Source organism: Mesorhizobium sp. ISC25 (assembly GCF_042295465.1).
In the GTDB taxonomy this organism is placed as follows: Bacteria; Pseudomonadota; Alphaproteobacteria; order Rhizobiales; family Rhizobiaceae; genus Mesorhizobium.
In genome coordinates this window covers 850,906-875,443 of sequence record NZ_CP135441.1, presented here as the reverse complement: position 1 = coordinate 875,443, position 24,538 = coordinate 850,906, and the positions used below count along the sequence as shown (strand labels likewise).

Sequence of the window (24,538 nt, the reverse complement as noted above, 5' to 3'; positions counted from 1 at the left end):
CAGCGGTTTTGGGACCACGACATGCCCAAAACAAAGACCAGAGGGCGTAAACCGCATCTTTCATTGATGCAAGATGTCAGGCCGAGTTCCTTCGCGCCCCCCTCTGTCCTGCCGGACATCTCCCCCACGAGGGGGGAGATCGGCAGCTTCGAGGACAGCGCCTTTTCTGCAGCCTTGGAGATTGGCGAAAGCAGCAAGGACAGCCGATCTCCCCACCTGTGGGGGAGATGTCCGGCAGGACAGAGGGGGGCGCTGTCCCGCCGACATCAGCCGGCAACGCAGGAACTTTCAAAAGGAAGCAAGAAACAAAAAACCCGCCTCGGGAGGCGGGTTTTTGGAGCCAATTGACACCATACCCAAATTAATAGCATAGCTGCCGGCACAAAGCAAGAACAAAGTTGCTGCGGCCGGAAGAAAGATGCTGCCCGCCTCACCCGAACCTACGTCGAAGACGCGTCCGCCGGCTTTTCGGCCACCTCTTCGGTGGCGTCCTGCTTTTCGCGGGCCACACGGTCGCGCTCCTTGCTGCGCTCGATCAACCGGGCCGACCAGATCGAGACCTCGTAGAGCAGGATCGTCGGAATGGCGAGGCCTATCTGGCTCATCGGGTCGGGCGGCGTCAGCACCGCCGCCACCACGAAGGCGATGACGATCGCCCATTTGCGCTTCTCGGCCAGGGCCGTGGACGACAGCATGCCGACCCGCGTCATCAGGCTGGTCACCACCGGCAGCTGGAACACCAGGCCGAAGGAGAAGATCAGCGTCATGATCAGGCTGAGATATTCGGACACTTTCGGCAGCAGCGAAATCTGCACCTGGTCGTTGGTGCCAGTCTGCTGCATGGCGAGGAAGAACCACATCACCATCGGCGTGAAGAAGAAATAGACCAGCGACGCGCCCATCAGGAACAGGATCGGCGAGGCGATCAGGAACGGCAGGAAGGCATTGCGTTCGTTCTTGTAGAGGCCGGGCGCGATGAATTTGTAGATCTGGGTGGCGATCAGCGGAAAGGCGATGACCATGCCGCCGAACATGGCGAGCTTGACCTGGGTAAAGAAGAACTCCTGCGGCGCCGTATAGATCAGCTCGACCTTGTGCGGGTCGAGCCCGGCCCATTGGGTCGCCCATCTAAACGGGATCACCAACAGGTTGAACAGCTTCTTGGCGAAGAAGAAGCACACAAGAAAAGCAACGAAAAAACCGCCGATCGACCACATCAGCCGCCGGCGCAGCTCGATCAGATGCTCCATCAGCGGAGCCGACGATTTTTCTATCTCGTCCTTTTCGTTGTCCGAAACGCTCACTTGGCGGCTCCCGCCGTTTTCCTGGCGGCCGGCTTCTTCGTTGCTGCCGCCGGCTTCTTCGCTGCTGACGACAGCGGTTTTGGCTCAGCTTTTGCGGCAGGCTTTGGCGCAGCGGTCTTTGCCGGCTTGGCCGGCACTGCAGCCGCGGCTTTCGCGGGCGCCGGCTTCTTCTTTGCCGCCGGCGCTTTTTGCGGCACGGCCGCTGCAGCCGTTTGCGCCTGCACTGCCGGCGCCACGACGGACTCGTCCGTCATCGCCGGAAAGATCGGCGTGGCCGGCGTCGGCTCCGGCGGGCTGACGCCCGGCATCGTCGTTGCGCCGTTCTTCAGCGGCTCGGCTGCCTGCTCCGTCGAAGCGGCGGCATCGACGGCCGGCTTGGGTTTCATCACCGCGTCGACGCCGGAACGGACGTCGGCGGCGGCCTGCTCGAATGGATTGAGCTGCTTCCTGATCTCGGCTGCCGGATTGAGGCTTCTCAGTGAATCGACCGACTTCTTGACGTCATCGAGTTCGGCTTCCTTCAACGCATCGTTGAACTGCCGCTGGAAATCGGACGCCATGGCGCGCAGCTTCGCCGTCGTGCGGCCGAAGGTGCGCAGCATGTTGGGCAAATCCTTGGGCCCGACGACCACGATCATGACGATCGCGATCACCAGCATCTCGGTCCAGCCGACTTCGAACATGGCTATACGTTCCGACTAAAGTTTGGGCTCAGCTTTTGCTGGCCTTTTCCTTCGGTACCGAAACGGTTTCGTCGGCACGGTGTTCGACAGTGCGCTTGTCCTCGGCAGTCTCGTCGTCGGCCATGCCCTTTTTGAAGCTCTTGATGCCCTTGGCCATGTCGCCCATCAGCTCGGGGATCTTGCCGCGGCCGAAGACCAGCAGCACGATCACCAGAACGATCATCCAGTGCCAAATCGAAAATGAACCCATAGCAAATCTCTCTCGAACGGTTTCCCAGACGCTGATCTATGCGCTTTCGGGTTCGGATTCAAACAGAACTGCGACAGAGTTCATGAATGAGTTGCCGAAGTCACGCACTTTCGGCACGGCGGCCCGCTACCAATCGGCGCAGTTCCATCCTGCCTGTGGCTTTAAGATGGCGCTCGGCTCAATCTTCCGTGACGCGCGGCGTCAAAAGGCCGAGTTCTTCGAGGTCGATGTCGGTCAGCGGATCCTCGTCGTCGGTGAGCGCATCGGGGTCTGCCGGCGGCAGCGGCACCGAGAAATTCGACGGCATGCGGCCGGACAGCAGCCCCGCACCCTTCAATTCCTCCATGCCGGGGAGATCGCGTATCTCCTCCAGCGCGAAATGGTCGAGGAAAATGTCGGTCGTGCCATAGGTAACGGGACGGCCGGGCGTACGGCGCCGGCCGCGCATCCTCACCCATTCGGTCTCCATCAGCGTGTCGAGCGTCCCCTTTGACGTCTCGACGCCGCGGATATCCTCGATCTCGGCACGCGTTACCGGCTGGTGGTAGGCGATGATCGCCAGCACTTCGAGGGCAGCGCGGGAAAGCTTGCGCTGTTGCACCGTGTCACGGCTCATCAGGAAGGCGAGGTCGCCGGCGGTGCGAAACGCCCAGGCATCGCCGACGCGCACCAGATTGACGCCGCGCCGCGCATAGATCTGCTGCAGTTCGGCCATTGCCGCGGCAATGTTGATGCCGTCGGGCAGCCGCGAAGTGAGCTGTTTTTCGCTGACCGGCTCGGCGCTGGCGAATACGATCGCCTCGGCCATCCGTACGGCCTCCGCCATATGCAGCCGCTCGCCAGGATTCTGCGACAAATTCTGCCCCTGGTTTTGTGCCGGGTTCTCGGCAACCGCGCCTTGCTCGGCGTCGTCCTCGACCTTGAACGGAATGACCGAAGCGTTGGCGCGTTCGCTCATGATGTCACCTCGACTATCTTGATGGCCTGGGCGCGGCCGCGCAGATAAAGCGGCGCGAACACCTGGTCCTGCCGCATTTCCATCTTGCCTTCGCGCACCAGTTCCAGCGTCGCCGCAAACGAGCTGGCAACCGCGGTGCGCCGCTCTTCCGGGCCGGCCAGATATTCGACCAGGAAACTGTCGAGCGCCGTCCAGTCGCGCAGCGACCCGATCAGCCTGGTCAGCACGTCGCGCGCATCCTTGAGCGACCACACGCCGCGCCTGGCGATCGTCACATTGGTTATCGCCTGCTTCTGGCGCTGCTGGGCATAGGCGGTCAACAGGTCGTAGAGCGAGGCCGAATAGGCATTGCGCTTCTCGACGATGACCATTTCCGGCATGCCGCGTGCAAACACGTCGCGTCCGAGCCGGTTGCGGTTGACCAGCCGTGCCGCCGCGTCGCGCATCGCCTCTAGCCGCTTCAGCCGGAACTGCAGCACCGCCGCCAGTTCCTCGCCGCTTTCGCTTTCGTCGCCGGGCTGCTTGGGGATCAGGAGCTTCGACTTGAGAAACGCCAGCCACGCCGCCATCACCAGATAGTCGGCGGCAAGCTCCAGCCTCAGCGCCCTCACCTTCTCGACGAAGGCCAGATACTGTTCGGCCAACGCAAGGATCGAGATGCGCGACAGGTCGACCTTCTGATTGCGGGCAAGATGCAGCAGAAGATCGAGCGGACCTTCGAAACCGGCCACATCGACGACCAACGCCGGATCGCCGGTCAGCCGGGAATCGTCGTTCTCGGCCCACAAGCGGTCCATCGGTGCGGCCTTGCCGGCCTTCAGGTCCAATGTTTCCGCCACTTCGCTTCCTTTGATGCTAGGCCACCGCGTCGAAATAACTGGCAAATTCGGCCCGAATCTCGGTTTCATCAGCCCGATCACGGTTCCTGATATAGGTCAGCGCCCGTTCCGCGCGCTCAAACGACTTGCCTTCCAGCCCGATCGTGCGCGATGCAATGCCGGCCATCTCCTCGAACACGCCGTTGCAGTGAAGGACCAGATCGCAGCCCGCCGCAAGGATAGCGGCCGCTTTCGACGGGAAATCCCCAGAAAGTGCCTTCATCGAAGTGTCGTCGCTCATCAACAGACCGTCGAAGCCGATTTCGCCGCGGATGATCTTTTCGATGACCTTGCCGGATGTCGTGGCCGGGTTCTTCGGGTCGATCGCGCTATAGACGACATGGGCCGTCATCGCCATCGGCAAATGGTTGAGCTCCCTGAATGGCGCAAAATCATGCCGTTGCAGGTCGCCGATCGAGGCGTCGACGGTCGGCAGTTCGAAGTGCGTATCGGCGAAGGCCCTTCCATGGCCGGGAATATGCTTCATCACCGGCAGCACGCCGCCCGCCATCAGGCCTTCCGCCGCGGCGCGACCCAATTCGATGACGGCGCGCGGCTCCTTGCCATAGGCGCGCGCGCCGATGACGTCGCTGGCGCCCTCGATCGGCACGTCGAGCACCGGCAGGCAATCCGCCGTGATACCGTAGCGCAGCAGATCGAAGGCATGCAGCCGCGCCATCAGCCAGGCGGCACGGGTGCCGGCGTCATGGTCGTCGCGCCACAAGGCGCCGAGTGCGCCGGCAGCCGGATAGTTCGGCGCCAGCGGCGGCCGCAGGCGCTGCACCCGGCCGCCCTCCTGGTCGATGAATACGGGCGCATCCGCACGCCCGACGCAGTCGCGCATGGCGGCGACCAGATCGCGGATCTGCTCGGTCTCGCCGATATTGCGCGCAAACAGGATGAAGCCCCACGGGCATTCGTTGCGGTAGAAACGGATCTCGTCGCGGGTCAGTGATTTCCCGGCGCAGCCGAGGATCATGGATTTTGATTCGGTCATGCGGAACAGTTTAGAGCTTCGCGCCGACAAAGGGAATCGCCCGCAATTGCCTCCAAAGGTTTCCGTCCATGCAAAAAAGCCGGCGCGAGCGCCGGCTTTTCGAGGGGGCTTTGGTGCCGCTAGTGGGACACGAAGCAATTGCCGCCGGCAGCCTTGTAGCTGGTGCACAGTTTGATCGCCTCGTTGCGAGACTGCGCCGGAACGCGGACGCGGTAGAAGGTGCCCTTGCCTGCAATCTCGGCCTTGACGATGTTGGCGGTGCGGCCGGAAAGCACGCCGCCATAGCGGCGCTGCAGATCCTGGTAAGTCGCCTGGGCGCTTTCGACTGTCGGCTGCGAAGCGATCTGTATCGACCATGAACCAGCCCCGGCCGCGGCCGGATCGATGGAAGCGACCTGATCGGGCTTGACCTCGCCGACCACGTCGACCGGCTGGTCGGACGGGCGCTGCGGCGCCACCGGAACCGTGGCCGGGGTGCTGGCGGACTGGTTGCTGGCCGACGGCTGGGCCTTGGCTTCAGCCTTTGTGTCGGGCTTCGGCGCCGGCTGCAGCTTGGGGGTTTCGGCCTGATCGCCACTCGCCTGATCGCCACTCGGCTGGTCACCAATCTTCTGATCGCCAATCTTCGGATCACTTGTCATTTGGTCGATCAGGGGCACGGTGCCGGTCTGCGCGGCGGCGTCGGCCTGGGCCGCCGGAGCCACGTGCTGCGGCGCCGGATCGGCCTGCTCGGCAGCAGCCATCTGCGGGGCGGCGGGCGCCGGATCCTCGCGCGCCACCAGCGAGCCGTCAGGTTTCACGACCATGGTCCGTACCTTGCGCGGCGCAACGGCGACGATCTCGGGGTTTGCACCCTTCTCGGCCTCCTGCAGAACCTGCGCGATGCGATCCTCGGACTTGGGCGCCGGTGCGGCGGAGGTTTCGGAAGCGCCAGCCGCGTTGGCGCCAAGCGCGCTGGGGTCAGACGCGTTGGTGCCGGGCGCGTTGGTGCCAGACGCGTCGGTGTCGGACGCCACGGTGCCGGGCGCGTCGATATCGTCTGCGGCATCGGGGTCATTGGGCGAAAGATCGACGACGCGGCTCTCCGGTTCGTTGGCTTTCAGGTCCACCGGCTCTTCGGTGTTGGTGACCAGCTTCTGCTGAACCGGTTCGGCGGGCCTGGCGCCCTTAACCACAGCGTCATAGACCTTGTTGTCCTGGTTCGGCACGACGGTGCCGCCTGGATTTTCCGGCTTGATCTTGATCGGCCTGTTGTCGGCCTTGACGATGACAGGCGCATCGCCACCACTCTTGCCGCCGAGGGTCAACGCAAAGGCACCAAGGCCTCCGGCGATCGCCACCGCGCCGACTACCGCTCCTATCAGCAGCCCGCGCCTGCGCGGCTGCCTTTCGGCCCCGCGTTCGGCAAGGCCCGGAACCGACATCTCCTCGTCCAGTTCGGGGTCGTAGTCGAGCTCATCGAAGGTGAAATCGTCGGCCTGCGAAACCGGCTGGCCACCGGGCAATGGGCCCAGATCGAAACCGTCCGCTGCATCGGCATAGGAAGCGGCCGCCGCGCTGACCGGGGCTTCCGCAGGCTTGGCGCCATAGGCGCGCGTCTCGCCGCGATCCTGCTTATAGGCAGACGCGAAGCCGGCATCGTATTCATCGTCATAGCCAGCACTGCGCACCGGGGCAGGCGCTATATCCGTGGCATTCATTTCGGTGAGAAGGCTGGCAAAATCGGCATCGAGATCGTCGTAGGCGGGCGCCACCGGCTCGTCATCGTCGAAGTTGAGCTCCGGAATGTCGAGATCGTCCGCCAGCGCCACGACGCGCTCGGGCACGTCGACCGTCTCGACATCGGGCATCTCGTCATAGGCGGAAGGCTGTTGGTGCGAGGTTGGTGCAGCTTCCGTGTAGGCGGGCCGATCTTCATAGGATGGCCGATCCTCATTGGACCGCCTGTCTTCACGGGATGTCTGGCCTTCATAGGACGGCGCCTCTCCGACCGGTGCGGCCCGATAGGACGGCGTTGCAGCCGGCTGCGGCGGTGGTGCCGGACGCGCCGAAGCCACCGGCTGGCTTGCAAAAGCGGGCTGAGGCTGCGCGACCGGTGTCACACGGCTCCACGAGCGGGCCGGCTCGGGCGGTGTGGCGCGTGTTGTCAGCCAGTTCAGCGCATCGAGCGGGTCTTCTTCGGCAGCAGCTGCGGCACTCTTGTCGGCCGAGTCATGATCCAGGCCGATATTCCTGGCGAAATCGGCATCGAGCGCATCGTTGTCTAAATCATCCGCAGGTCCGGCAGCGGCTTCAACACCGAAATCCTCGCCTTCAAGCTCATCGAGGAGGACACTGCCAAGATCGGTGTCATCGGCGGCACTGGACTGCTGCGGCTCAGCGGGCTCGTGCTCGTCGAGTTCCCAATCCAGCTCGTCGACAGGATGCACCGGTTCGTTGGTGACGTCTTCGGCCGCCGCCATGGGCTGTTCAGCAGCCACTGCTGGCTTCTGAATTACCGGCGCGATGGGCTGCTGAGCAGCCAGCACGGGCTTCTGGGCAGGCTGCTGGGCAGACTGCTGGCTTGTCTGAGGTTCGTTGACCGTTTGTGCCGGTCGTGTGCTCATCGCACCCAGCAGCGCGTTCAGCTCGTCCTCCAGACTGCGTTCCTCAGCCGCTGGGGCCGTCGGGACGACAGCGGCGGCCGGCGCCGCTGGTTCGGCTGCAACGACCTGCGCCACGGGCTCTTCGGCGTCCTCGGCAGGCGCATCGTCGAAGCTCAGATCGAAATCGTCGTCGAACGCCGCTTCAGCGGCCGTGCCGGAAAGCCCGGCGGCCTTTGGCTCTTCGATCGACAGCTCTTCCATAAACTCTGGTTCTTCGATTTCGGCAGGCCCGTTCGAGCGAACGTCGAAGTCCATGTCGACATCGGCCATGGCATCATCGAAATGGCCGGCAAGATCCTCATCGGCCGAAACCGCCTCAACCGGCGATGCCGGGGCGGCGACGTTTTCCGCCGGCTCATGCTCGTCGAACATCAGCTCGTCTTCGAGCGAGCTTGCAACGGCATCGTCGAACTCGTCATCGAACGCAGGCGCGGCGGCTTGCGCCGCGGTTTCAACGGCGACGGCCTGCTCCATCGGCTCATGCTCTTCAAACATCAGCTCGTCTTCGAGCGAACTTGCCACGGCGTTGTCGAACTCATCGTCGAAGGCGGGCCCTTCGACCAGCTCGATAGCCTCGGCTGCGGCCCTGGGTTCATCCTCGCCCGTCACCGCGATCTTGGCCGTCACATCGTCGTCGAGCCGAAAATCCTGGTCGAGCGAGGCGGCAAGTTCGTCATCGCTCGACAGGTCGTCCTCGAACGGCGACACGTTTTCGAGCGAGCCGCCGACGGCGTTGTCGAACTCGTCGTCGAACTCCGGCTCGACAGCGGGAGCGAACGACCTTTCGGGGCCGGAGGCAATTTCGTCGGCGGCAACAGGAGCGGCCGCAACAGGAGCAGCATCATCCACCGCACTGTCGTCGAACGCGAAATCCTGTTCGAACGAGGCGGCAAGCGCGTCCTCCATCTCGTCGGCGGCGGCGGGTTCGGGAGTCGGCTCGCGAAGCTCGGCAGGGGAAGCATTGTCATTGGCGTCGGCGCCGAACTCGCCCATCAACTCCTTCTCGAGATCGATCTCGAAATCGCCCTCGTCCACCGACGGCTCGGCGGCAGCGGCTTTCGGCTGGGCCGGCGTTTGCGGCTTGACCGGCTGGCGCGGGTCGAACCCCATGATCCTGGTCAATTCCGCGAACGGATCATCGTTGGCGATGTCGTTTTGGTCGGCTGCTCTCAGCTGGGTTCTGTCTGCCATTATTGTTCCCGAACTCGCACTCATTCGGACGCCATGGACGTCGCGTAGGGTTGGCCCTTACCAGCGCAATGTGGGCAAAAGGTGACAGGTTTTTTACTCAAACCTAACGCATTTCGGTGGGCGCATTGGCTCCGATCAGCGTCAGGCCGGACGTCAAAACGTCCGAAACAGCCTGCACCAGCCCTAGTCTGGCATGCGTCAATTGTCGGTCGTTAACCTTAACAAAACGTAAGTCGGGATTATCGGTGCCCCGGTTCCAGTGTCCGTGGAAGCTGGAAGCGAGTTCGTAGAGGTAAAATGCCAGCCGGTGGGGCTCGAGCGCGAGCGCCGCCGCTTCGATCAGCCGCGGATATTCGGCGAGTTTCCTGATCAGGCCGATCTCACCCTCATCGGTCAGCAAAGCCACTTCGGCGGCCAGCTGGTTGCGGTCGAACATGGCCTCGCCCAACTGCTCGCTTGCCTGCCGGAACACCGAATGGCAGCGCGCCGAGGCATACTGCACGTAGAACACCGGATTGTCCTTCGACTGCTCGGTCACCTTGGCGAAGTCGAAATCGAGCGGCGCGTCGTTCTTGCGGTAGAGCATCATGAAGCGGATCGGGTCGCGGCCAACCTCCTCGACCACTTCGCGCAAGGTCACGAACTCGCCCGACCGCTTCGACATACGCACCGGCTCGCCGGCGCGAAACAGCCTCACCAGCTGGCAAAGCAGCACGGTAAGCTTGACCTCGTCGCCGGCAATCGCCCGGGCAAGCGCTTCCAGCCGTTTCACATAGCCGCCATGATCGGCGCCAAGCACATAGATCAGATCGACGAAGCCGCGATCGACCTTGTCCTTGAGGTAAGCGACATCGGCGGCGAAATAGGTGAAGGTGCCGTCCGACTTGACCAGCGCCCGGTCCATGTCGTCTCCGACCGCGGTCGAGCGGAACAGCGTCTGCTCGCGGTCCTCCCAGTCGTCCGGCTTCTCGCCCTTGGGCGGCGGCAGCTTGCCCTTGTAGATGTGGCCCTTCAGCGTCAGGTCGCTGATCGCCGAGCGGATCTTCTTCGCATTGTTGGCATGCAGCGTCCGTTCGGAAAAGAAGACGTCGTGATGCACGTTGAGCAGCGCCAGATCCTCGCGGATCATCGCCATCATCGCATCGATCGTCCTGTCCTTGACGATGGCAAGCGCCTCCTCGTCCGGCATCTGCAGCAGGGAGCGGCCGAATTCGCTGGCCAGCGCCTGACCAACGGGGATCAGATAGTCGCCTGGATAAAGCCCGGCCGGAATGTCGCCGATCTCATCGCCAAGCGCCTCGCGGTAGCGCAGGATGACCGAGCGTCCGAGCACGTCGATCTGCGAACCGGCATCGTTGATGACGTATTCCTTGGTCACGTCGTAACCGGCGAAGGCCATCAGGTTGGCGAGCGCGTCGCCGACCACGGCACCCCGGCAATGGCCGACATGCATGGGCCCGGTCGGGTTGGCCGAGACATATTCGACATTGGTTTTCTTGCCGCCGCCGACAGTCGAGCGGCCGTAATTGCGGCCTTCGCCGAGCAGCGCCGTCAGATGCGCCTGCCAGAAGCCGTCCTTGAGCCTGAGATTGACGAAGCCCGGGCCGGCGATCTCAGCGGCCGCGATATCCTCGTCGGCGCGCAGCGCCTCGGCCAGCCTTTCGGCCAGCGCACGCGGGTTCTGGCCGGTCGGCTTGGCCAACACCATGGCCGCGTTGGTCGCGAGGTCGCCGTGGCTGGCATCGCGCGGCGGCTCGACAGCGATGCGCGACAGGTCCGGCGACACGCCATCCTTGTCTTTCAAATCAAGCGCTTCGACGGCCTTTATGATTCGCGCGTTGAAATCGGCGAAGATGTTCATTGCTATGGCTCTGACGGTTTTGCAGGGATCCGGCGCGTTGGCCGGCAAATCGAGCCCGCCCTAGCTCAAATCCGGCGTATGGTCAAACAAACGCCTGTGTTCCTTGAGCGCATAAGTGTCCGTCATGCCGGCCAGGAAATCGGCAACACTGCGCGCCTTGACGCGGTCCTCTGCCCGGTCGAGCCCTTCGCGCCAGCCATCCGGCATGGCGCGCGGATCGGCGAAATAGACGTCGAACAGGTCCCTGACGATCTGGTCGGCGTCGGCGCGCACCCGCATGACCTCCGCGTGCCGGTAGAGGTGCTTGTAAAGAAAGGCCTTCAGCTCCTTTTCCGATGCGGCCGTTTCGGCGGAGAAGCTCACCATCGTCTCGCCGGCCGCCCTTACGGCTTCGGCGCTGCCGGGCTTGATGCGCGCCAGATTGGCCGTCGTCGAGACGATCACGTCCTCGACCATGATCGTGATCTGCCGGCGCATCAGCTCGTGGCCGGTGCGTACGTCATCCAGCGCCGGATAGCGCTCACGCACGCCCTTGAGGATCGACCCCGGCAGCGAGACGCCCTCCAGCATATCCAGCGTCAACAGCCCTGCCCTCAAGCCGTCATCGATGTCGTGGGTGTTGTAGGCGATGTCGTCCGCAATCGCCGCGCACTGCGCCTCGATACCGGCGAAGCGGTCGAGCTCGAGGTCGTGCAGTTCGGAATAGTCGCGGATCGCCTGCGGCACCGGCCCTTTCAGCCCTTTGCCCTTGGCATCGGTCAGCGGGCCATTGTGCTTGACCAGCCCCTCCAGCGTTTCCCACGTGAGGTTCAGCCCGTCGAACTCGGCATAGCGCCGCTCCAGCCGCGTCACCACGCGCAGCGATTGCGCATTGTGATCGAAGCCGCCCCAGGCGGCCATCTTCTCGTTCAGCGCGTCCTCTCCGGTATGGCCGAAGGGCGTGTGGCCGAAGTCGTGCACCAGGGCCACCGCCTCGGCCAGGTCCTCATCGCCGCGCAGCGCCCGCGCCAGAGCGCGTGCAATTTGCGCCACCTCGATCGAATGCGTCAGCCTTGTGCGGTAATGGTCGCCTTCATGTGCGACGAACACTTGCGTCTTGTGCTTCAGCCGGCGGAACGCCGTCGAATGGATGATGCGGTCGCGGTCGCGCTGGAACGGCGTGCGCGTCGGGCTTTCCACCTCGTCGAACAGCCGCCCGCGCGACTTCGCCGGGTCGCTGGCATAGGCCGCGCGCGGCCGATAGCCGAATCCGATGTCGCCCAACTCGTTGGTCATAGCGTATGCCGCAGTTGACTTGCCCCGTCGCGCTTCATACCTATCATACAAAACCGAAAGCAAGGTGACGCCCATGGGCGCTGATGCCAAGACCGCCATGAAAGTCGAGATGACCGACGCCGCCGCCAGGCGGATCGCCAAGATTGTGGCGAGCGAAGCCGGTAAGACGGCCCTGCGCGTTTCGGTCGAGGGCGGCGGCTGTTCCGGTTTCTCCTACAAGTTCGACTTGGTCGACAGGCGCAATGACGACGACGTCGCCATCGAAAAGGACGGCGCCACCGTGCTGATCGACGACCTGTCGCTGGTCTATATGGGCGGCTCGGTGATCGATTTCGTCGACGACCTGATGGGCCAGTCGTTCCAGATCAGAAACCCCAATGCGGTCGCATCCTGCGGCTGCGGCACCAGCTTCTCGATCTAGGAATGCCCGACATCGGCGCGGTCCGTCAGGTCGCGCTTTCCGCCGGGCGCGACCTCGATGCAACGCTGGCGTTCTGGCGCGAGGTGCTGGGCATGAGCCTGCATGTACGTTTCGATCCTCCAGGCATCGCCTTCATCATGGCTGGTGACGTGCGCCTGCTTTTCACCGACGGCCTGCCGGCCGGCACCGTCTATCTCGACATATCGGGCCTCGACGAGTTCCACGCTTCAGCCAAGGCCGCCGGTGTTCCCTTCACCGCGCCGCCGGCGCTCGTCCATCGCGACACCGAAGGCCTGTTCGGCCAAGCGGGGGAAAGCGAATGGATGGCCTTCCTAAAGGACCCGGCAGGCAATACGATCGGCCTTGTCGAACGTCACCCGCCGGATCGCTAGTCTCCGGACCACCAGCCTATCGAGGCCGTTATGAAAATCGTCACCTGGAACATCAACGGCGTTCGCGCCCGCATCGGCAATTTGACCCATTGGCTGACGGAAAGCGCGCCCGACATCGCCTGCCTGCAGGAGATCAAGACCGTCGATGAGCAGTTTCCCCGCGCCGAGATCGAGGCGCTCGGCTACAATGTCGAGACTTACGGCCAAAAAGGCTTCAACGGCGTCGCCATCCTGTCGAAGCTGCGTTTCGACGAGGTCAATCGCGGCTTGCCGGGCGACGATGCCGACGAACAGGCGCGTTTTATCGAAGGCGTGTTCTCGACCGACAAGGGCGCCTTGCGCGTTGCCTCGATCTATCTGCCGAACGGCAACCCGATCGACGACGAGAAGAAGTTCTCCTACAAGCTTTCGTGGATGGCGCGGCTGGAGCGCTGGGCCGAGGAGCGGCTTGCACTGGAAGAGCCCCTCGTTCTGGCCGGCGACTACAATGTCATCCCCGAGCCGGCCGATGCGAAATATCCGGAGAACTGGCTAAGCGATGCGCTGTTCCAACCCGCAACGCGGCAGGCGTTTCGCCGCCTGAAGAACCTCGGCTTCACCGAAGCCGTGCGTGCCGTCACCGACGCCCCGGACGTCTTTACGTTCTGGGACTATCAGGCCGGCGCCTGGCAGAAGAACAACGGCATCCGCATCGACCACCTGCTTCTGTCGCCCGAAGCCGCCAATTGGTTTTCCTCGGCTTCGATCGAAAAGCAGGTACGCGCCTGGGAAAAGCCCTCCGACCATGTGCCGGTGGCGATCGATCTGGCGCTGCGGCCGGCCTGACCGGAGCTGCTGTCCGGCGGCACATTGATAAGTGGACCTCTTATCGCCACAAATCGCGCGCTTGATGAGAAATCATCATGGTGGCTGGGGTTCCCATGACTACTCGATTTGCACTCTGCCCGATCGGCTGCGCGCTGGCGATGGCGGTGGCGACGCCGGCTTTTGCCGATGCAGAGTGCCTGGCTAACGGAAAATCATTCCAGATCGGCCGAGTCGCCTGCCTGACGCTTGCAGGCCGGAGCCATCTCGCCCGCTGCGACATGGTGCTCAACAACACATCCTGGACAAAGCTCCGGGACGGCTGCCCGGAGAACACGCTGGCCCCACATCTGCAGGGCACGCCGATCTCAACACCGGCGCCCGGCGGCGTGCCGGCGGAACCGACCGCGAATTGATTTAAATCGACAACGCCCGAGTTTGCTGGCCCGCCGGCCTATTGGTCGCCGCCACCCTTGGTGAGGATGTCGTCGGCCAGCGAGATCGCGGTGCGGCGGTCGGCTTCGCCGGCGGCCGCAAACGCTTCTTCCTGCATGCCGCGGATCCATGGCTGGTCGGCGGGTGAGGCCCGTTCGAGCGCCGCGGTCATCATCGCCAGCCCCCGCACAATCTTGCCGCTTTGGAAGAGCAGGTTGCCGAGCGTCGCCTGCGCGCCCGCATGGCCCTTTTCGGCCGCCAGTTGGAACCAGCGTCCGGCCTGCTTGACGCTGGCCTTGACGCCGCCCTCACCTTTGAGGAACATTTGGCCCATCTCGAACTGGGCATTCGGATTGCGGTAGTTGGCGGCGGCACGCATGTAATATTCCTGGGCCGCCACCTCGTTCTCCTCGACGGGGCTGCCGGGAATGCCTTTCCTCAGATAGTCTCCAAGCGCCACCAGCGCGTCCGAAACATAGCTTTCCTCTGGCGAACCAGGCTCGACATCCTGGTCGACGATCTCGCTGAAGAACTTGAACGCCGCGTAGTCGTCTCGCGCCACGCCATCGCCTTCGGCATACATGCGCGCAAGCTTCCAGGTGGCGCCGATCTGGCCGTTCTCGGCGGCATATTTATAGGCTTCCGCGGCCTGCTCCTTATGGCCGTTCTTGTAGGCGGAAAAGCCGAACTGGAACACCGCCCACGGGCTCGACTGCGGCTTCACGCCGGTCTTGTCGTCGAACACCTTGTCGTCGAAGGCCATGGCCTGCCCGACGGCGCCCAAGGTCGCGCCAAAAGTGGCGAGCGCAACCAGTGCCGAAAGGACAGACGACCTCAACAACTCAGATGTCCGCATAGCAATGTGTTTCTTTGGCACCGCCGGGATGGGTGACCGCGCCGTCGCGGGCAGATCCGACCGTCTGTGCGTATTTCCAGATCGCGCCCGACTGATAGTCGGTCGTGCGCGCCTTCCATGCCTTTGCCCTCGCCGCCAGTTCGGCTTTGGACAATGCGACCTCGATCGTGCCGTTCACCGCATCGATCGAGATCAAGTCGCCATCCCTAAGCAGCCCGATCGGGCCACCCACTGCCGCTTCCGGCCCGACATGGCCGATACAGAAACCGCGCGTTGCGCCCGAAAAACGCCCGTCGGTGATGAGCGCCACCTTGCCGCCCATGCCCTGGCCGTAGAGAGCCGCCGTCGTCGACAGCATTTCGCGCATGCCCGGGCCGCCGCGCGGACCCTCGTAACGGATGACGAGAACCTCGCCTTCGCTATAGTTGCGATGCGTAACCGCTTCGAAACATTCCTCTTCCGAATCGAAGCAGCGCGCCGGACCCGAGAATTTCAGTTCCGCCATGCCGGCGACCTTCACGATCGCGCCTTCGGGGGCAAGGTTACCCTTCAAGCCCACGACCCCGCCGGTCTGGGTAATCGGCCTGTTGGCGGGACGGACCACATCCTGGCTGTCATTCCAGGAAACATGTTCCATATTTTCGGCCAAAGTGCGGCCGGTCACCGTCAGGCAATCGCCATGAAGATAGCCATGGTCGAGCAGCGTCTTCATCAAGAGCGGAATGCCGCCGGCCTCGAACATGTCCTTGGCGACGTATTTGCCGCCCGGCTTGAGGTCGGCGATATAGGGTGTTTTCTCGAATATCCTGGCCACGTCGAAAAGGTCGAACTTTATCCCGGCCTCGTGCGCGATCGCCGGCAGATGCAGCGCCGCGTTGGTTGAGCCACCGGTGGCCGAGACCACGGTCGCGGCATTTTCCAACGCTTCTATGGTAACGATGTCGCGCGGGCGGATGTTCCGTGCGATCAGCTCCATGATCTTTTCGCCAGAAGCGAAATTGAAGCGGTCGCGCATCTCGTAGGGTGCCGGCGCGCCGCAGGAATAGGGCAGCGCCAGGCCGATCGCCTCAGCGACGGTGGCCATGGTGTTGGCAGTGAACTGGGCGCCGCAGGAGCCGGCCGACGGACAGGCGGCTTGCTCGATCTCGAGCAGCTCGGCGTCGCCGATGGTGCCGACCGAGTGCTGGCCGACCGCCTCGAACACGTCCTGTACGGTGATCTGCCGGCCACGGTAGCTGCCGGGCAGGATCGAGCCGCCATAGATGAAGATCGACGGCACGTTGAGGCGCACCATGGCCATCATCATGCCGGGCAGCGACTTGTCGCAACCGGCCAATCCGACCAGCGCATCGTAGCAATGGCCGCGCATGGTGAGCTCGACCGAATCGGCGATGACCTCGCGCGACACCAGCGACGACTTCATGCCCTGATGGCCCATGGCGATGCCGTCGGTGACGGTGATGGTGCAGAATTCGCGTGGCGTGCCATTGGCGGATGCCACGCCCTTCTTGACCACTTGCGCCTGGCGCATCAGCGAGATGTTGCAGGGTGCTGCTTCGTTCCAGCAGCTGGCGACACCGACCAGCGGCTGCGCGATCTCGGCCGCCGACAGCCCCATCGCATAGAGGTAGGAGCGATGCGGCGCCCGCTCGGGACCAACGGTCACGTGGCGGCTCGGCAGCTTGGCCTTGGAGATCCCTCTGGCGTCCATACTCGTCCTTGCCGCGGGCGGTGCGGCCTGCCTCTTCGCCTAGCCTTTTGGCGCGTGTCCCGAGACAAGTTCGAGGTGCGCCGGGTTTATGGCGGGAAATGGGCAATGTTCCCGGGCGGCCGGGTGGCGCGAGGGTTGTTCAGAAACTGTTGCCAAAACGTCACAATTACAGGAGCGAACATCATGGGGACAATTGTTGCGCCGGCCGAATGCCGGACGCCACGCACCCAACAAACGGCCGGGCAGTGCCCGGCCGTTTTGTCGTTTAAAAATTAATAGTTAGAACTTGATCTTGACGGAAGCCGAACCGGCGAGAAGCAGGTCGTTGCCGTAGGTATAGGTGACGGCATTTGCCACGTCGCCGACACCGCTGAAAGTCGATGACCCGCTCGTCAGCACACCGATCGAGCCGCCGAGCCTGACCTCGACCTGATCGTTCGGCGAATAGGAGACGCCGCTGGCCACGGCCCAGGTATCCGACTGATAGCCGGAGGTCGTCGAGGTGCCGCGATCCCAGGTCAGCGAAACCACGCCCGACAATTGATCGGTGAACTTGTGACCGATACCGCCCGTGACCGTCCAGCCGTCGCGATAAAGCAGGTCGAATGAAACGGGCGAGGGAGCACCGGTTACCGGACTGCGCACGCCATTGATGGCGATGACGCCAAGTTTGCTCCACTCCTGCCAGCGGATGGAACCGAAGGCCAGCCAGCCAGGAGCTATACCGCTCTGCAGCTTGAATTCCAGAGCCTGAGGTATCTCAGCCGACGCCGAGACTGGGTACACGCCGGTAGAGCCAGGAACCAGATCCGCCGGAAAGGCGCCCCTGAAGCCGGTCGTGTCGACGGTTCCCGACAGCCCGTCATATTTGTAGCTCGAAGAGTACATCAGGCTGGCGCGCAGAGCGATCTCGGGGATCTCATAGGCTGCGCCCGCACGCCAACCCCATGCCTCGTCGGACAGCTTGAAGACGCCGAGGCCGGTATTGCCGAAGGCGAGCAGTGTCTGGCGGGACAGAAACGCGTCGACCTGCTGGTAGGAGACACCGCCAATGAATCGTATGGCGCCCTTGCCGACGTTCACCTTGTAAGAGCAGGTGAGACCGAAATCGTCTGTGTCTACGGCGTATTTGACCGCTGTCGGCGAATAGGCGTTGTTCATGCCGAAATTTGCGTCCGCACCATACGGTCTGGTATAGGTGGCAAGACAGTCTACGGGCTCAAAGATGTTGGCCTTGATGCCGACATGCGGCACCGCATAGTCGCCACCAACATCCACCGCCGACGTCGACAATCCCGAGCCATCCAGACGCTGCACATTCTTGAGTTTGCGCTGGGGCGAAACATAGGTGACGCCTGCGTCGAACGAATATGGCGCCGCGTCGAACAGCTGGTCGATGTTGACGCCGCCCCGGTCAAAGCCCCCGGCTTGCACCGTCCCAGCCAAAGCCAGCGAAAAAGCCCCCGCGCCCAGCAGCGCTTTCAGACGCGAATAACACATGAATCTCCTCCCCGAATGTCGTTGCATCAAGCTAGAACCAATTCAGGTTAACCGCGCAACAACGAATTCGCCGTGCGTACATGTACACCCTGGCTGAACGCATTTCCGACAAGGTGTCGGCCTTCTCGGCAAGGCCGGAAAACGGCCGGCTCAATACAAATCAACGAGAAAACTCGGGAAAAACGCTTAAAGCACTACAAAACGGGGCGTTTTGCGTGCCCAGCCAGCCATTGTTACATTACGGCAACAATGGGGCAAAAACATTCAGTTTGCGTCAAGATTTACGCTGCGGAATGACTGTTTTCGTGGCAGGCGGCCTATCTGGAAAGCAGATTCGTGACCGACGAATCTATTGCGGCCAGCCGGCCCAATTTGTTCGATCAACCGGCCCAATTTGTTCGATCAGCCGGCATCGCGCACCCGCGTCAATGCCACCGAAAGCTTCTCTTGCGCCTCGCGATATTCGGCGAGTTTTTCGCGCTCGGCTTCCACCACCTCTTCCGGCGCGTTGGCGACGAATTTCTCGTTGGACAGCTTCTTGTAAAGCCGCGCTATTTCCTCGGTCACCTTGGCAAGTTCCTTCTGCAGGCGCGCTGCCTCCGCGGCAAGGTCGATCAGGCTGCCGAGCGGCAGGCAGATGGTCGCCTCGTTGACGACGATCTGGGCGGATCCCCTGGGTGGCGCCTCGGCGAGCGAGATGTCGCCGACCCGCGCCAGACGCTTGATAGCCGAGCCCTGACGCTCGAGCCTTTCGCGTGTCGTGTTGTTGGCGCCGATCACCACGAGCGGTGCGATAGCCGCCGGCGGCACGTTCATTTCCGAACGCACCGAGCGGATGCCGGAGACGAGATCGACCAGCCAGTTGATATCGGCGGCGGCCTCCTCGTCCTCGAAGTCGGGCGACGGCCAAGCCGCATGACAAAGCAGCGACGGCCGTTGCCCGCCCTCGCCGGCGGTTTCGGCCCACAGTTCCTCGGTCATGAACGGCATCATCGGATGCAGCAGCTTGTAGATCTCGTCCAGCACGAAGGCGACGCATGCCCTGCTCTCGGCCTTGGCGGCCTCGTCGGCGCCCATGAACACCGGTTTCAGCAGTTCCAGATACCAGTCGCAGAACTGGTTCCAGACGAAGCGGTAGGCGGCGCCTGCCGCCTCGTTGAAGCGGTATGAGGTGATGCCGTCCGTTATGTCCCGCGCGGCTCGCGTCAGCTCCGTCAGGATCCAGCGGTTGACCGCCAGCTTGGCGTCCTGCAGCCAGAAATCGTCGTCGCGCGCCACTTCGTTCATCTCGGCAAAACGCGTCGCGTTCCACAGCTTGGTGCCGAAATTGCGATAACCGGCAATGCGGGCCGGATCGAGCTTAACGTCGCGCCCTTGCGCTGCCATCACCGTCAAGGTGAAGCGCAGCGCATCGGCGCCGTATTCGTCGATGAGCTCGAGCGGATCGATGACGTTGCCTTTCGACTTCGACATCTTCTGCCCGTTCTTGTCGCGAACCAGCGCATGGACATAGACCGTGTGGAACGGCTCCTGATCCATGAAATGGAGGCCCATCATCATCATGCGGGCGACCCAGAAGAAAATGATGTCGAAACCGGTGACCAGCACGTCGGTCGGATAATAGCTCTTCAGCTCCGGCGTCTGGTCCGGCCAGCCGAGCGTCGAGAACGGCCACAGCGCCGACGAGAACCATGTGTCGAGCACGTCCTCGTCGCGGGTCAGGATCTCGCCAGGCTGGAAATTCTCGAGCTTGTCCTCGACCCAGGCCTTCCACGGCCCTTCCAGCGCTAGATAATATTCGACGGCGGCACCGAGCGCTTCTTCCTCGGTCTTTTCGACAAAGACATGCCCGTCCGGCCCGTACCAGGCTGGGATCTGGTGGCCCCACCAGAGCTGGCGCGAAATGCACCAGGGCTGGATGTTCTCCATCCAGTCGAAATAGGTCTTTTCCCAGTTTTTGGGCACGAAATTGGTACGGCTCTCGCGCACCGAGGCTATCGCCGGCTTAGCCAGTTCCGCCGCATTGACATACCACTGGTCGGTCAGAAACGGCTCGATCGGCACGCCGCCACGGTCGCCGTGCGGCACAGTATGGCGATGCGGCTCGACCTTCTCGAGAAAGCCGCCCGCCTCCATCAGCTCGACGATCTTCCTGCGCGCATCGAAACGGTCGAGGCCGTCGAGGCTGTCCCAGACGGCCTGGCGCTCCGGCGTCACTTCCAGTCCGGCGAGAAAGTCCTCATTGTCCTTGAGGCTCACCGCCGCATTGACGGTGAGGATGTTGACCGCCGGCAGCCGGTGGCGCTTGCCGACCTCGAAATCGTTGAAGTCATGCGCCGGCGTGATCTTGACCGCACCGCTGCCTTTTTCGGGATCGGAATACTCGTCCGCCACGACCGGAATCCTGCGGCCGACGATCGGCAGGATGAGGTTCTTGCCGACAAGATGCCGGAAACGCTCGTCGTCGGGGTGGACTGCGACAGCCGTATCGCCCAACATCGTCTCCGGGCGGGTCGTCGCAACGGTGATGAAGGTCTTCGGATTCTCCGGATCGAAGGTCACGCCCGCGACCGGATAGCGGAAGTGCCACAGATTGCCGTTGACTTCCTGCTGCTCGACCTCGAGATCCGAGATGGCGGTCAACAGCTTCGGGTCCCAGTTCACAAGGCGCTTGTCCTTGTAGATCAGCCCTTCCTTGTAGAGCGTCACGAACACTTCGAGCACGGCCTTGGACAGGCCTTCGTCCATAGTGAAGCGCTCCCGGCTCCAGTCGGCCGAGGCTCCGAGCCGCTTCAGCTGATTGAGGATGGCGCCGCCGGACTCGGCCTTCCACTCCCAGACCTTGTCGATGAACTCATCGCGCGTCAGGTCGCGGCGGTGGATCTGCTTTTCCATGAGCTGGCGCTCGACCACCATCTGCGTAGCGATGCCGGCATGGTCCATGCCTGGTTGCCAAAGGACGTTCTTGCCGCGCATGCGCTCGAAGCGCACCAGAATGTCCTGCAGCGTGTTGTTGAGCGCATGGCCCATATGCAGCGAGCCGGTGACGTTCGGCGGCGGGATGACGATGGTGAAGGCTTCAGCCCCCTCCTCGGCGCCGGCCCCGGCCCGAAACGCGTCGGCCTCTTCCCAGATCCTGGCAATCTTCGGCTCGACGGCTTTGGCGTCGTAGGTCTTTTCGAGCATGGGAAAACGGTCCGCGCTGTCCGGAATTTGTGGTCCGGTGTAAATCGGAAGGTTGTTGCCAAGTCAACCGCAAGGGCGGTGGGTTTGTTCCGCCTGACTGCCCTGATGAGTTCGGTTACTTGGCGGCAAGCCCATGCCCGCATTCGGCACAGAATTTCGCCCTTGGCGTGCGGTATGGTTTTCCGCAGGCCGGGCAATCGGGGCCATAGTCGGACCGGCGGACGTGCAGAAGCCAGTAAGTGTGGCCAAGCGTGACCCCGGTGCGTTCGCGATAGCGATCGGCAGCCGGATGCTTCATTTCCTTCCAAAAGCCATTCTTGGAAATGAATCTCTTGGTTTGAAAGTAAAGGGCCGCAGGGTCTCCGACGATCTCTCGATACTCTTCGTCGGTAAGCATGGGCACCCAAGATCGCAATCGATAGCTGTAAGTCTGTTTGCGGTTCATCGATCGAAGATAGCAGGCGGGCTGTTCCGGCGAAATGCGTGGCGCGCAACTCGTCCTCGCGCGGACGCTTAGTGCAATCCGGCCGTTTCAGGACATCGGCTGTACGCAACTAGGCCCGCAAGCCGGTGGCGTTGGCTGCCGAGGGCTTGACCTGAAAGCTGCTACTGCGCGCCGCGCGCGACGCGCTCGATTTCCTCGCGCACCAGCCGCTCGACCAGCGTCGGCAGGTTGTTGTCCAGCCAGTCCTGCAGCATGGGCCGCAGCATCTCCTCGGCCATCTCGTCGAAGGTCTTTTTGCTGCGGCTGGCAAACGCGTCGGAAAGCTCGCCGAAGGCGGCGGCAACCTGCCGGCCCGTATGCTCCGAAAGGATCGCCGGACGTGCGGGCGGCGCCTCGCTGGCCGCCGGACGCGCCGATCCGATTTTCGAAGGTTCCGGGCCGATTTTCGAAGGTTCCGGGTCGCTTTCCGAAAGCTCCGGCCCAATTTCCGAAGGCTCCGGCGCAGGTCCAGCACTCGCCTCGCGCTCGAAAACCTCGGCTTTCGGCTCGGCGCCCGGCGTCCGGAGTGGCTCGGCGCGCTCCGGGTTGGCCATCGCGTCGCCGACGGCGGCGATCTCGCGCCGCCAATCGGCAATGATGGTGTCGGTCGTCTCGGCGGCCTTGGCTGTCGCAGGCCGATCCTGCTTTGCGGGCGGTTCGGGAGCGGTGTTCACCTCAGCCAACGTCACCGCTGCTTTTACCGGGCCGGGGCGGAGCGGCGTTTCCAGGCGCTCAATGACCGGCGCGGCCGCTGGCTGCACCTCGACCGGCGTGGCCGGCTTGGCGATCTCCAGTCCGCCGCGCAGTTCGGAGCGGAACGCATCCCCCTCCGCTGCCCGTCCGGCTGCCGGCGCCGGCTGCAGATCCTGGCGCAGCTCGTCCGCGTCGCCCGGCTGCTTGCGGCCGGTATCGCTGTCCTCGATGATCCTTCTGATGGAAGCCAGTATCTCTTCCATGGAAGGTTCGCGCTGTACGCTGCTCGCCGTCGCCATCGTCACATCCGCCGCCCTTGTGACTCGTTCTCAGATTTCCTGTCCGGCAATGCCGGATTCGAATCATGGCAACAGCGTAACCGACGGAGCGGCTTGCGAGAATCCCCAATCTGGCGACATCGCGGATTTCAACAGATTAGGGTCGGGAGTTGAAGCCCGCGCGTCGTTCGAGCGCGGGCTGAAAACACGGCTTGGTGATCAGCGGCCGTCGGGCGTGCGCAGGCCGATCCACTTGTCCTTGACGGCGTCGTAATGCTCTTCGGGCCTGTACTTCGTCACGTTGAGCGCAAGGCGCTCTGCCGACAAATGGCCAACCGCCGAGAGGATGGCATAGCTTGCCACCACCACGTCGCGTTCGGCGCTGACAAGATTGATCTTGGCGGTGATGAGGGTCGCCTGCGCGTTGAGCACGTCGAGCGTGGTGCGCTGGCCGACATTGCGCTCTTCGATGACGCCGTTCAGGGCAAGCTGTGCGGCGGCGACCACCTGCCGGTTGGCCGTGACGCTTTGCTGCGCGGCGGTGTATTGCGACCATGCCGAGGTCACCGCCTGGCGCACGGTGTCGCGGCTGACATCGACCTCGATACGGGCCTGGCTAAGTGATTCCTTTGATTGGCGAACCAATGCCGAGGTCCGGCCGCCGGAATAGATCGGTATCGTCAATGTCGCGCCGATGTTCGCCGAATTGGTTACGCCATCCTGTGTCGAGGAGAGCGAGCCGGGCGCGGTGCCGCGAATGGCGCTCGAAACACCTGCCGACGCCGATAGTTGCGGCAGCAACGCGCCTTCGGCAGACTTCACCGAAAACGCCGCCGCGTCGACCAGATGCGCGGTGGCGAGGATGGCCGGATGCTCGGCCGATGCGATCGCAATCGCCGCATCGAGGCTCGACGGCAACAGCTTCGACACCGGCGAAGCCGGCCTGAGCCTGCCCGGCTCGTCGCCGACGATCTGGCGATAGGTCGCAGCGCTTGCCAGCGCCGTCGCGCGGGCGGCGCTCAACTGCGCCACCGCGGAGGCACGCTGGGCGTCGGCCTGCGCGACGTCGGTGCGCGTACCTTCGCCGACCTCGAAGCGCGAACGCGCCGCACGCGCCTGCTCGGTCAGGAATTGCAGGTTCTGTTCGGTCAGCACGGCGACCTGACGGTCGCGGATAACGTCCATATAGGCACTTGCCGCGTTGAAAAGAGTGTTTTCTTCGGCGTTGCGCAAGCTTTCGAACGAAGCGCGGACCCGCGATTCGGCGGCCGCCACATTGTTCCTGGTCTGAAAACCGTCAAACAGCGTCTGGTCGATCTCGACGCCGAAGTTGCCGGTGGTTATCGAGATGTTTCGGTGCAACCGATTGCTGTGGCTGGCGGTATAATCAATACTTCCGGAACCAGTGATGGTCGGGCGCCAGCCGGACTTGGCGATGGCGACGCCCTCGTCGGTGACGCGGGCGCCGGCGCGTGAAGAATTAAGCGAGGAATTGTTCTGATAGGCCTTTGAAAGTGCGCCGAGGATGGTTTCGGCCGAGGCGGCCAGTGGAGAAAGCGCTGTCGCCGAAACGAGGACAGCGGTAAAAAGCAACTTGCGTACAGACGGCACGTTATATTCCCTCATTCGTTTTGCACGGGAACTGCGCCACGCTGGCTTCTCCTCTGATCAGCCGGCGCCGCGTTTTTTATCGTTCCCCCGCTGAAAGCCCCCAAGAAACACCCGGTTATGCAGAT

At 63.1% G+C, this 24,538-nt stretch carries 20 protein-coding genes; 4 read left to right on the top strand and 16 right to left on the bottom strand.

Annotation, left to right across the window (positions count from 1 at the left end; all coding sequences use genetic code 11):
• Positions 1–440: 440 nt before the first annotated feature.
• The 9 genes from tatC to RQ479_RS04275 form a co-directional block, all read right to left on the bottom strand.
• On the bottom strand, positions 441–1,304 hold the full coding sequence (gene tatC, locus RQ479_RS04315; protein WP_352517258.1) for a twin-arginine translocase subunit TatC: 864 nt from the start codon (positions 1,302–1,304) through the stop codon (positions 441–443).
• Positions 1,301–1,987: a Sec-independent protein translocase protein TatB gene (tatB, locus tag RQ479_RS04310; RefSeq protein ID WP_376704221.1), complete on the bottom strand. Its 687-nt coding sequence runs from the start codon at positions 1,985–1,987 to the stop codon at positions 1,301–1,303. Before tatB ends, tatC begins: the two co-directional genes overlap by 4 nt.
• A 28-nt stretch (positions 1,988–2,015) precedes the next feature.
• Complete coding sequence (locus RQ479_RS04305) at positions 2,016–2,237, bottom strand: twin-arginine translocase TatA/TatE family subunit (RefSeq protein WP_352490594.1); 222 nt, start codon at positions 2,235–2,237, stop codon at positions 2,016–2,018.
• Positions 2,238–2,415: 178 nt separating this feature from the next.
• A complete protein-coding gene (gene scpB, locus RQ479_RS04300) occupies positions 2,416–3,195 on the bottom strand; it encodes an SMC-Scp complex subunit ScpB (RefSeq protein WP_376704220.1) in 780 nt (259 codons plus the stop codon).
• A complete protein-coding gene (locus tag RQ479_RS04295; protein WP_376705866.1) occupies positions 3,192–3,992 on the bottom strand; it encodes a segregation and condensation protein A in 801 nt (266 codons plus the stop codon). The genes scpB and RQ479_RS04295 overlap by 4 nt, the downstream gene beginning before the upstream one ends.
• A gap of 58 nt (positions 3,993–4,050) precedes the next feature.
• Positions 4,051–5,070 carry a beta-N-acetylhexosaminidase gene (gene nagZ, locus RQ479_RS04290; protein ID WP_376704219.1) on the bottom strand — a complete coding sequence of 340 codons (1,020 nt, stop codon included), beginning with the start codon at positions 5,068–5,070 and terminating at the stop codon, positions 4,051–4,053.
• A gap of 119 nt (positions 5,071–5,189) precedes the next feature.
• On the bottom strand, positions 5,190–8,906 hold the full coding sequence (locus RQ479_RS04285) for an SPOR domain-containing protein (protein WP_376704218.1): 3,717 nt from the start codon (positions 8,904–8,906) through the stop codon (positions 5,190–5,192).
• A 103-nt stretch (positions 8,907–9,009) separates the two neighbouring features.
• Positions 9,010–10,767, bottom strand: coding sequence for an arginine--tRNA ligase (argS, locus tag RQ479_RS04280; RefSeq protein WP_376704217.1), 1,758 nt, complete (start codon positions 10,765–10,767; stop codon positions 9,010–9,012).
• Between the two features lie 60 nt (positions 10,768–10,827).
• Positions 10,828–12,042: a deoxyguanosinetriphosphate triphosphohydrolase gene (locus RQ479_RS04275; protein WP_376704216.1), complete on the bottom strand. Its 1,215-nt coding sequence runs from the start codon at positions 12,040–12,042 to the stop codon at positions 10,828–10,830.
• A gap of 73 nt (positions 12,043–12,115) precedes the next feature.
• On the opposite strand from RQ479_RS04275, the gene erpA reads away from it, so the two are divergent.
• The 4 genes from erpA to RQ479_RS04255 all read left to right on the top strand — a co-directional run bounded on the left by erpA (position 12,116) and on the right by RQ479_RS04255 (position 14,075).
• Positions 12,116–12,463: an iron-sulfur cluster insertion protein ErpA gene (erpA, locus tag RQ479_RS04270; protein WP_254818314.1), complete on the top strand. Its 348-nt coding sequence runs from the start codon at positions 12,116–12,118 to the stop codon at positions 12,461–12,463.
• A gap of 2 nt (positions 12,464–12,465) precedes the next feature.
• Positions 12,466–12,855, top strand: a complete 390-nt coding sequence (locus tag RQ479_RS04265; RefSeq protein WP_376704215.1) for a VOC family protein — start codon at positions 12,466–12,468, stop codon at positions 12,853–12,855.
• A gap of 30 nt (positions 12,856–12,885) precedes the next feature.
• On the top strand, positions 12,886–13,680 hold the full coding sequence (xth, locus tag RQ479_RS04260; protein ID WP_352467017.1) for an exodeoxyribonuclease III: 795 nt from the start codon (positions 12,886–12,888) through the stop codon (positions 13,678–13,680).
• Positions 13,681–13,757: 77 nt separating this feature from the next.
• On the top strand, positions 13,758–14,075 hold the full coding sequence (locus RQ479_RS04255; RefSeq protein WP_376704214.1) for a hypothetical protein: 318 nt from the start codon (positions 13,758–13,760) through the stop codon (positions 14,073–14,075).
• 38 nt (positions 14,076–14,113) lie between these two features.
• On the opposite strand, the gene RQ479_RS04250 is transcribed toward RQ479_RS04255, so the two are convergent.
• From RQ479_RS04250 to RQ479_RS04220, 7 genes are all read right to left on the bottom strand, one after another.
• A complete protein-coding gene (locus RQ479_RS04250) occupies positions 14,114–14,950 on the bottom strand; it encodes a tetratricopeptide repeat protein (RefSeq protein ID WP_023678939.1) in 837 nt (278 codons plus the stop codon).
• The gene (ilvD, locus tag RQ479_RS04245) at positions 14,937–16,661 is read right to left on the bottom strand and encodes a dihydroxy-acid dehydratase (protein WP_376704213.1); all 1,725 of its coding nucleotides are present in this window, start codon (positions 16,659–16,661) and stop codon (positions 14,937–14,939) included. Before ilvD ends, RQ479_RS04250 begins: the two co-directional genes overlap by 14 nt.
• A 279-nt stretch (positions 16,662–16,940) precedes the next feature.
• On the bottom strand, positions 16,941–18,161 hold the full coding sequence (locus tag RQ479_RS04240) for an OmpP1/FadL family transporter (RefSeq protein WP_376704212.1): 1,221 nt from the start codon (positions 18,159–18,161) through the stop codon (positions 16,941–16,943).
• A 402-nt stretch (positions 18,162–18,563) separates the two neighbouring features.
• The gene (locus RQ479_RS04235) at positions 18,564–21,347 is read right to left on the bottom strand and encodes a valine--tRNA ligase (protein WP_376704211.1); all 2,784 of its coding nucleotides are present in this window, start codon (positions 21,345–21,347) and stop codon (positions 18,564–18,566) included.
• Between the two features lie 115 nt (positions 21,348–21,462).
• Complete coding sequence (locus RQ479_RS04230) at positions 21,463–21,645, bottom strand: hypothetical protein (protein ID WP_352826714.1); 183 nt, start codon at positions 21,643–21,645, stop codon at positions 21,463–21,465.
• A gap of 308 nt (positions 21,646–21,953) precedes the next feature.
• Complete coding sequence (locus tag RQ479_RS04225) at positions 21,954–22,823, bottom strand: DUF2497 domain-containing protein (RefSeq protein ID WP_376704210.1); 870 nt, start codon at positions 22,821–22,823, stop codon at positions 21,954–21,956.
• A 198-nt stretch (positions 22,824–23,021) separates the two neighbouring features.
• Positions 23,022–24,413, bottom strand: a complete 1,392-nt coding sequence (locus RQ479_RS04220; protein ID WP_352467025.1) for a TolC family outer membrane protein — start codon at positions 24,411–24,413, stop codon at positions 23,022–23,024.
• Positions 24,414–24,538 lie beyond the last annotated feature (125 nt).

Coding starts and splice junctions, on each gene's coding strand:
- erpA (WP_254818314.1), top strand. CDS start 12,116: ATGGGCGCTGATGCCAAGACCGCCATGAAAGTCGAGATGACCGACGCC.
- RQ479_RS04250 (WP_023678939.1), bottom strand. CDS start 14,950: ATGCGGACATCTGAGTTGTTGAGGTCGTCTGTCCTTTCGGCACTGGTT.
- nagZ (WP_376704219.1), bottom strand. CDS start 5,070: ATGACCGAATCAAAATCCATGATCCTCGGCTGCGCCGGGAAATCACTG.
- ilvD (WP_376704213.1), bottom strand. CDS start 16,661: ATGGACGCCAGAGGGATCTCCAAGGCCAAGCTGCCGAGCCGCCACGTG.
- RQ479_RS04255 (WP_376704214.1), top strand. CDS start 13,758: ATGGTGGCTGGGGTTCCCATGACTACTCGATTTGCACTCTGCCCGATC.
- tatB (WP_376704221.1), bottom strand. CDS start 1,987: ATGTTCGAAGTCGGCTGGACCGAGATGCTGGTGATCGCGATCGTCATG.
- scpB (WP_376704220.1), bottom strand. CDS start 3,195: ATGAGCGAACGCGCCAACGCTTCGGTCATTCCGTTCAAGGTCGAGGAC.
- RQ479_RS04240 (WP_376704212.1), bottom strand. CDS start 18,161: ATGTGTTATTCGCGTCTGAAAGCGCTGCTGGGCGCGGGGGCTTTTTCG.
- RQ479_RS04225 (WP_376704210.1), bottom strand. CDS start 22,823: ATGGCGACGGCGAGCAGCGTACAGCGCGAACCTTCCATGGAAGAGATA.
- xth (WP_352467017.1), top strand. CDS start 12,886: ATGAAAATCGTCACCTGGAACATCAACGGCGTTCGCGCCCGCATCGGC.
- RQ479_RS04265 (WP_376704215.1), top strand. CDS start 12,466: ATGCCCGACATCGGCGCGGTCCGTCAGGTCGCGCTTTCCGCCGGGCGC.
- RQ479_RS04285 (WP_376704218.1), bottom strand. CDS start 8,906: ATGGCAGACAGAACCCAGCTGAGAGCAGCCGACCAAAACGACATCGCC.
- RQ479_RS04230 (WP_352826714.1), bottom strand. CDS start 21,645: ATGAAGCATCCGGCTGCCGATCGCTATCGCGAACGCACCGGGGTCACG.
- RQ479_RS04275 (WP_376704216.1), bottom strand. CDS start 12,042: ATGACCAACGAGTTGGGCGACATCGGATTCGGCTATCGGCCGCGCGCG.
- RQ479_RS04235 (WP_376704211.1), bottom strand. CDS start 21,347: ATGCTCGAAAAGACCTACGACGCCAAAGCCGTCGAGCCGAAGATTGCC.
- RQ479_RS04295 (WP_376705866.1), bottom strand. CDS start 3,992: ATGGACCGCTTGTGGGCCGAGAACGACGATTCCCGGCTGACCGGCGAT.
- argS (WP_376704217.1), bottom strand. CDS start 10,767: ATGAACATCTTCGCCGATTTCAACGCGCGAATCATAAAGGCCGTCGAA.
- RQ479_RS04305 (WP_352490594.1), bottom strand. CDS start 2,237: ATGGGTTCATTTTCGATTTGGCACTGGATGATCGTTCTGGTGATCGTG.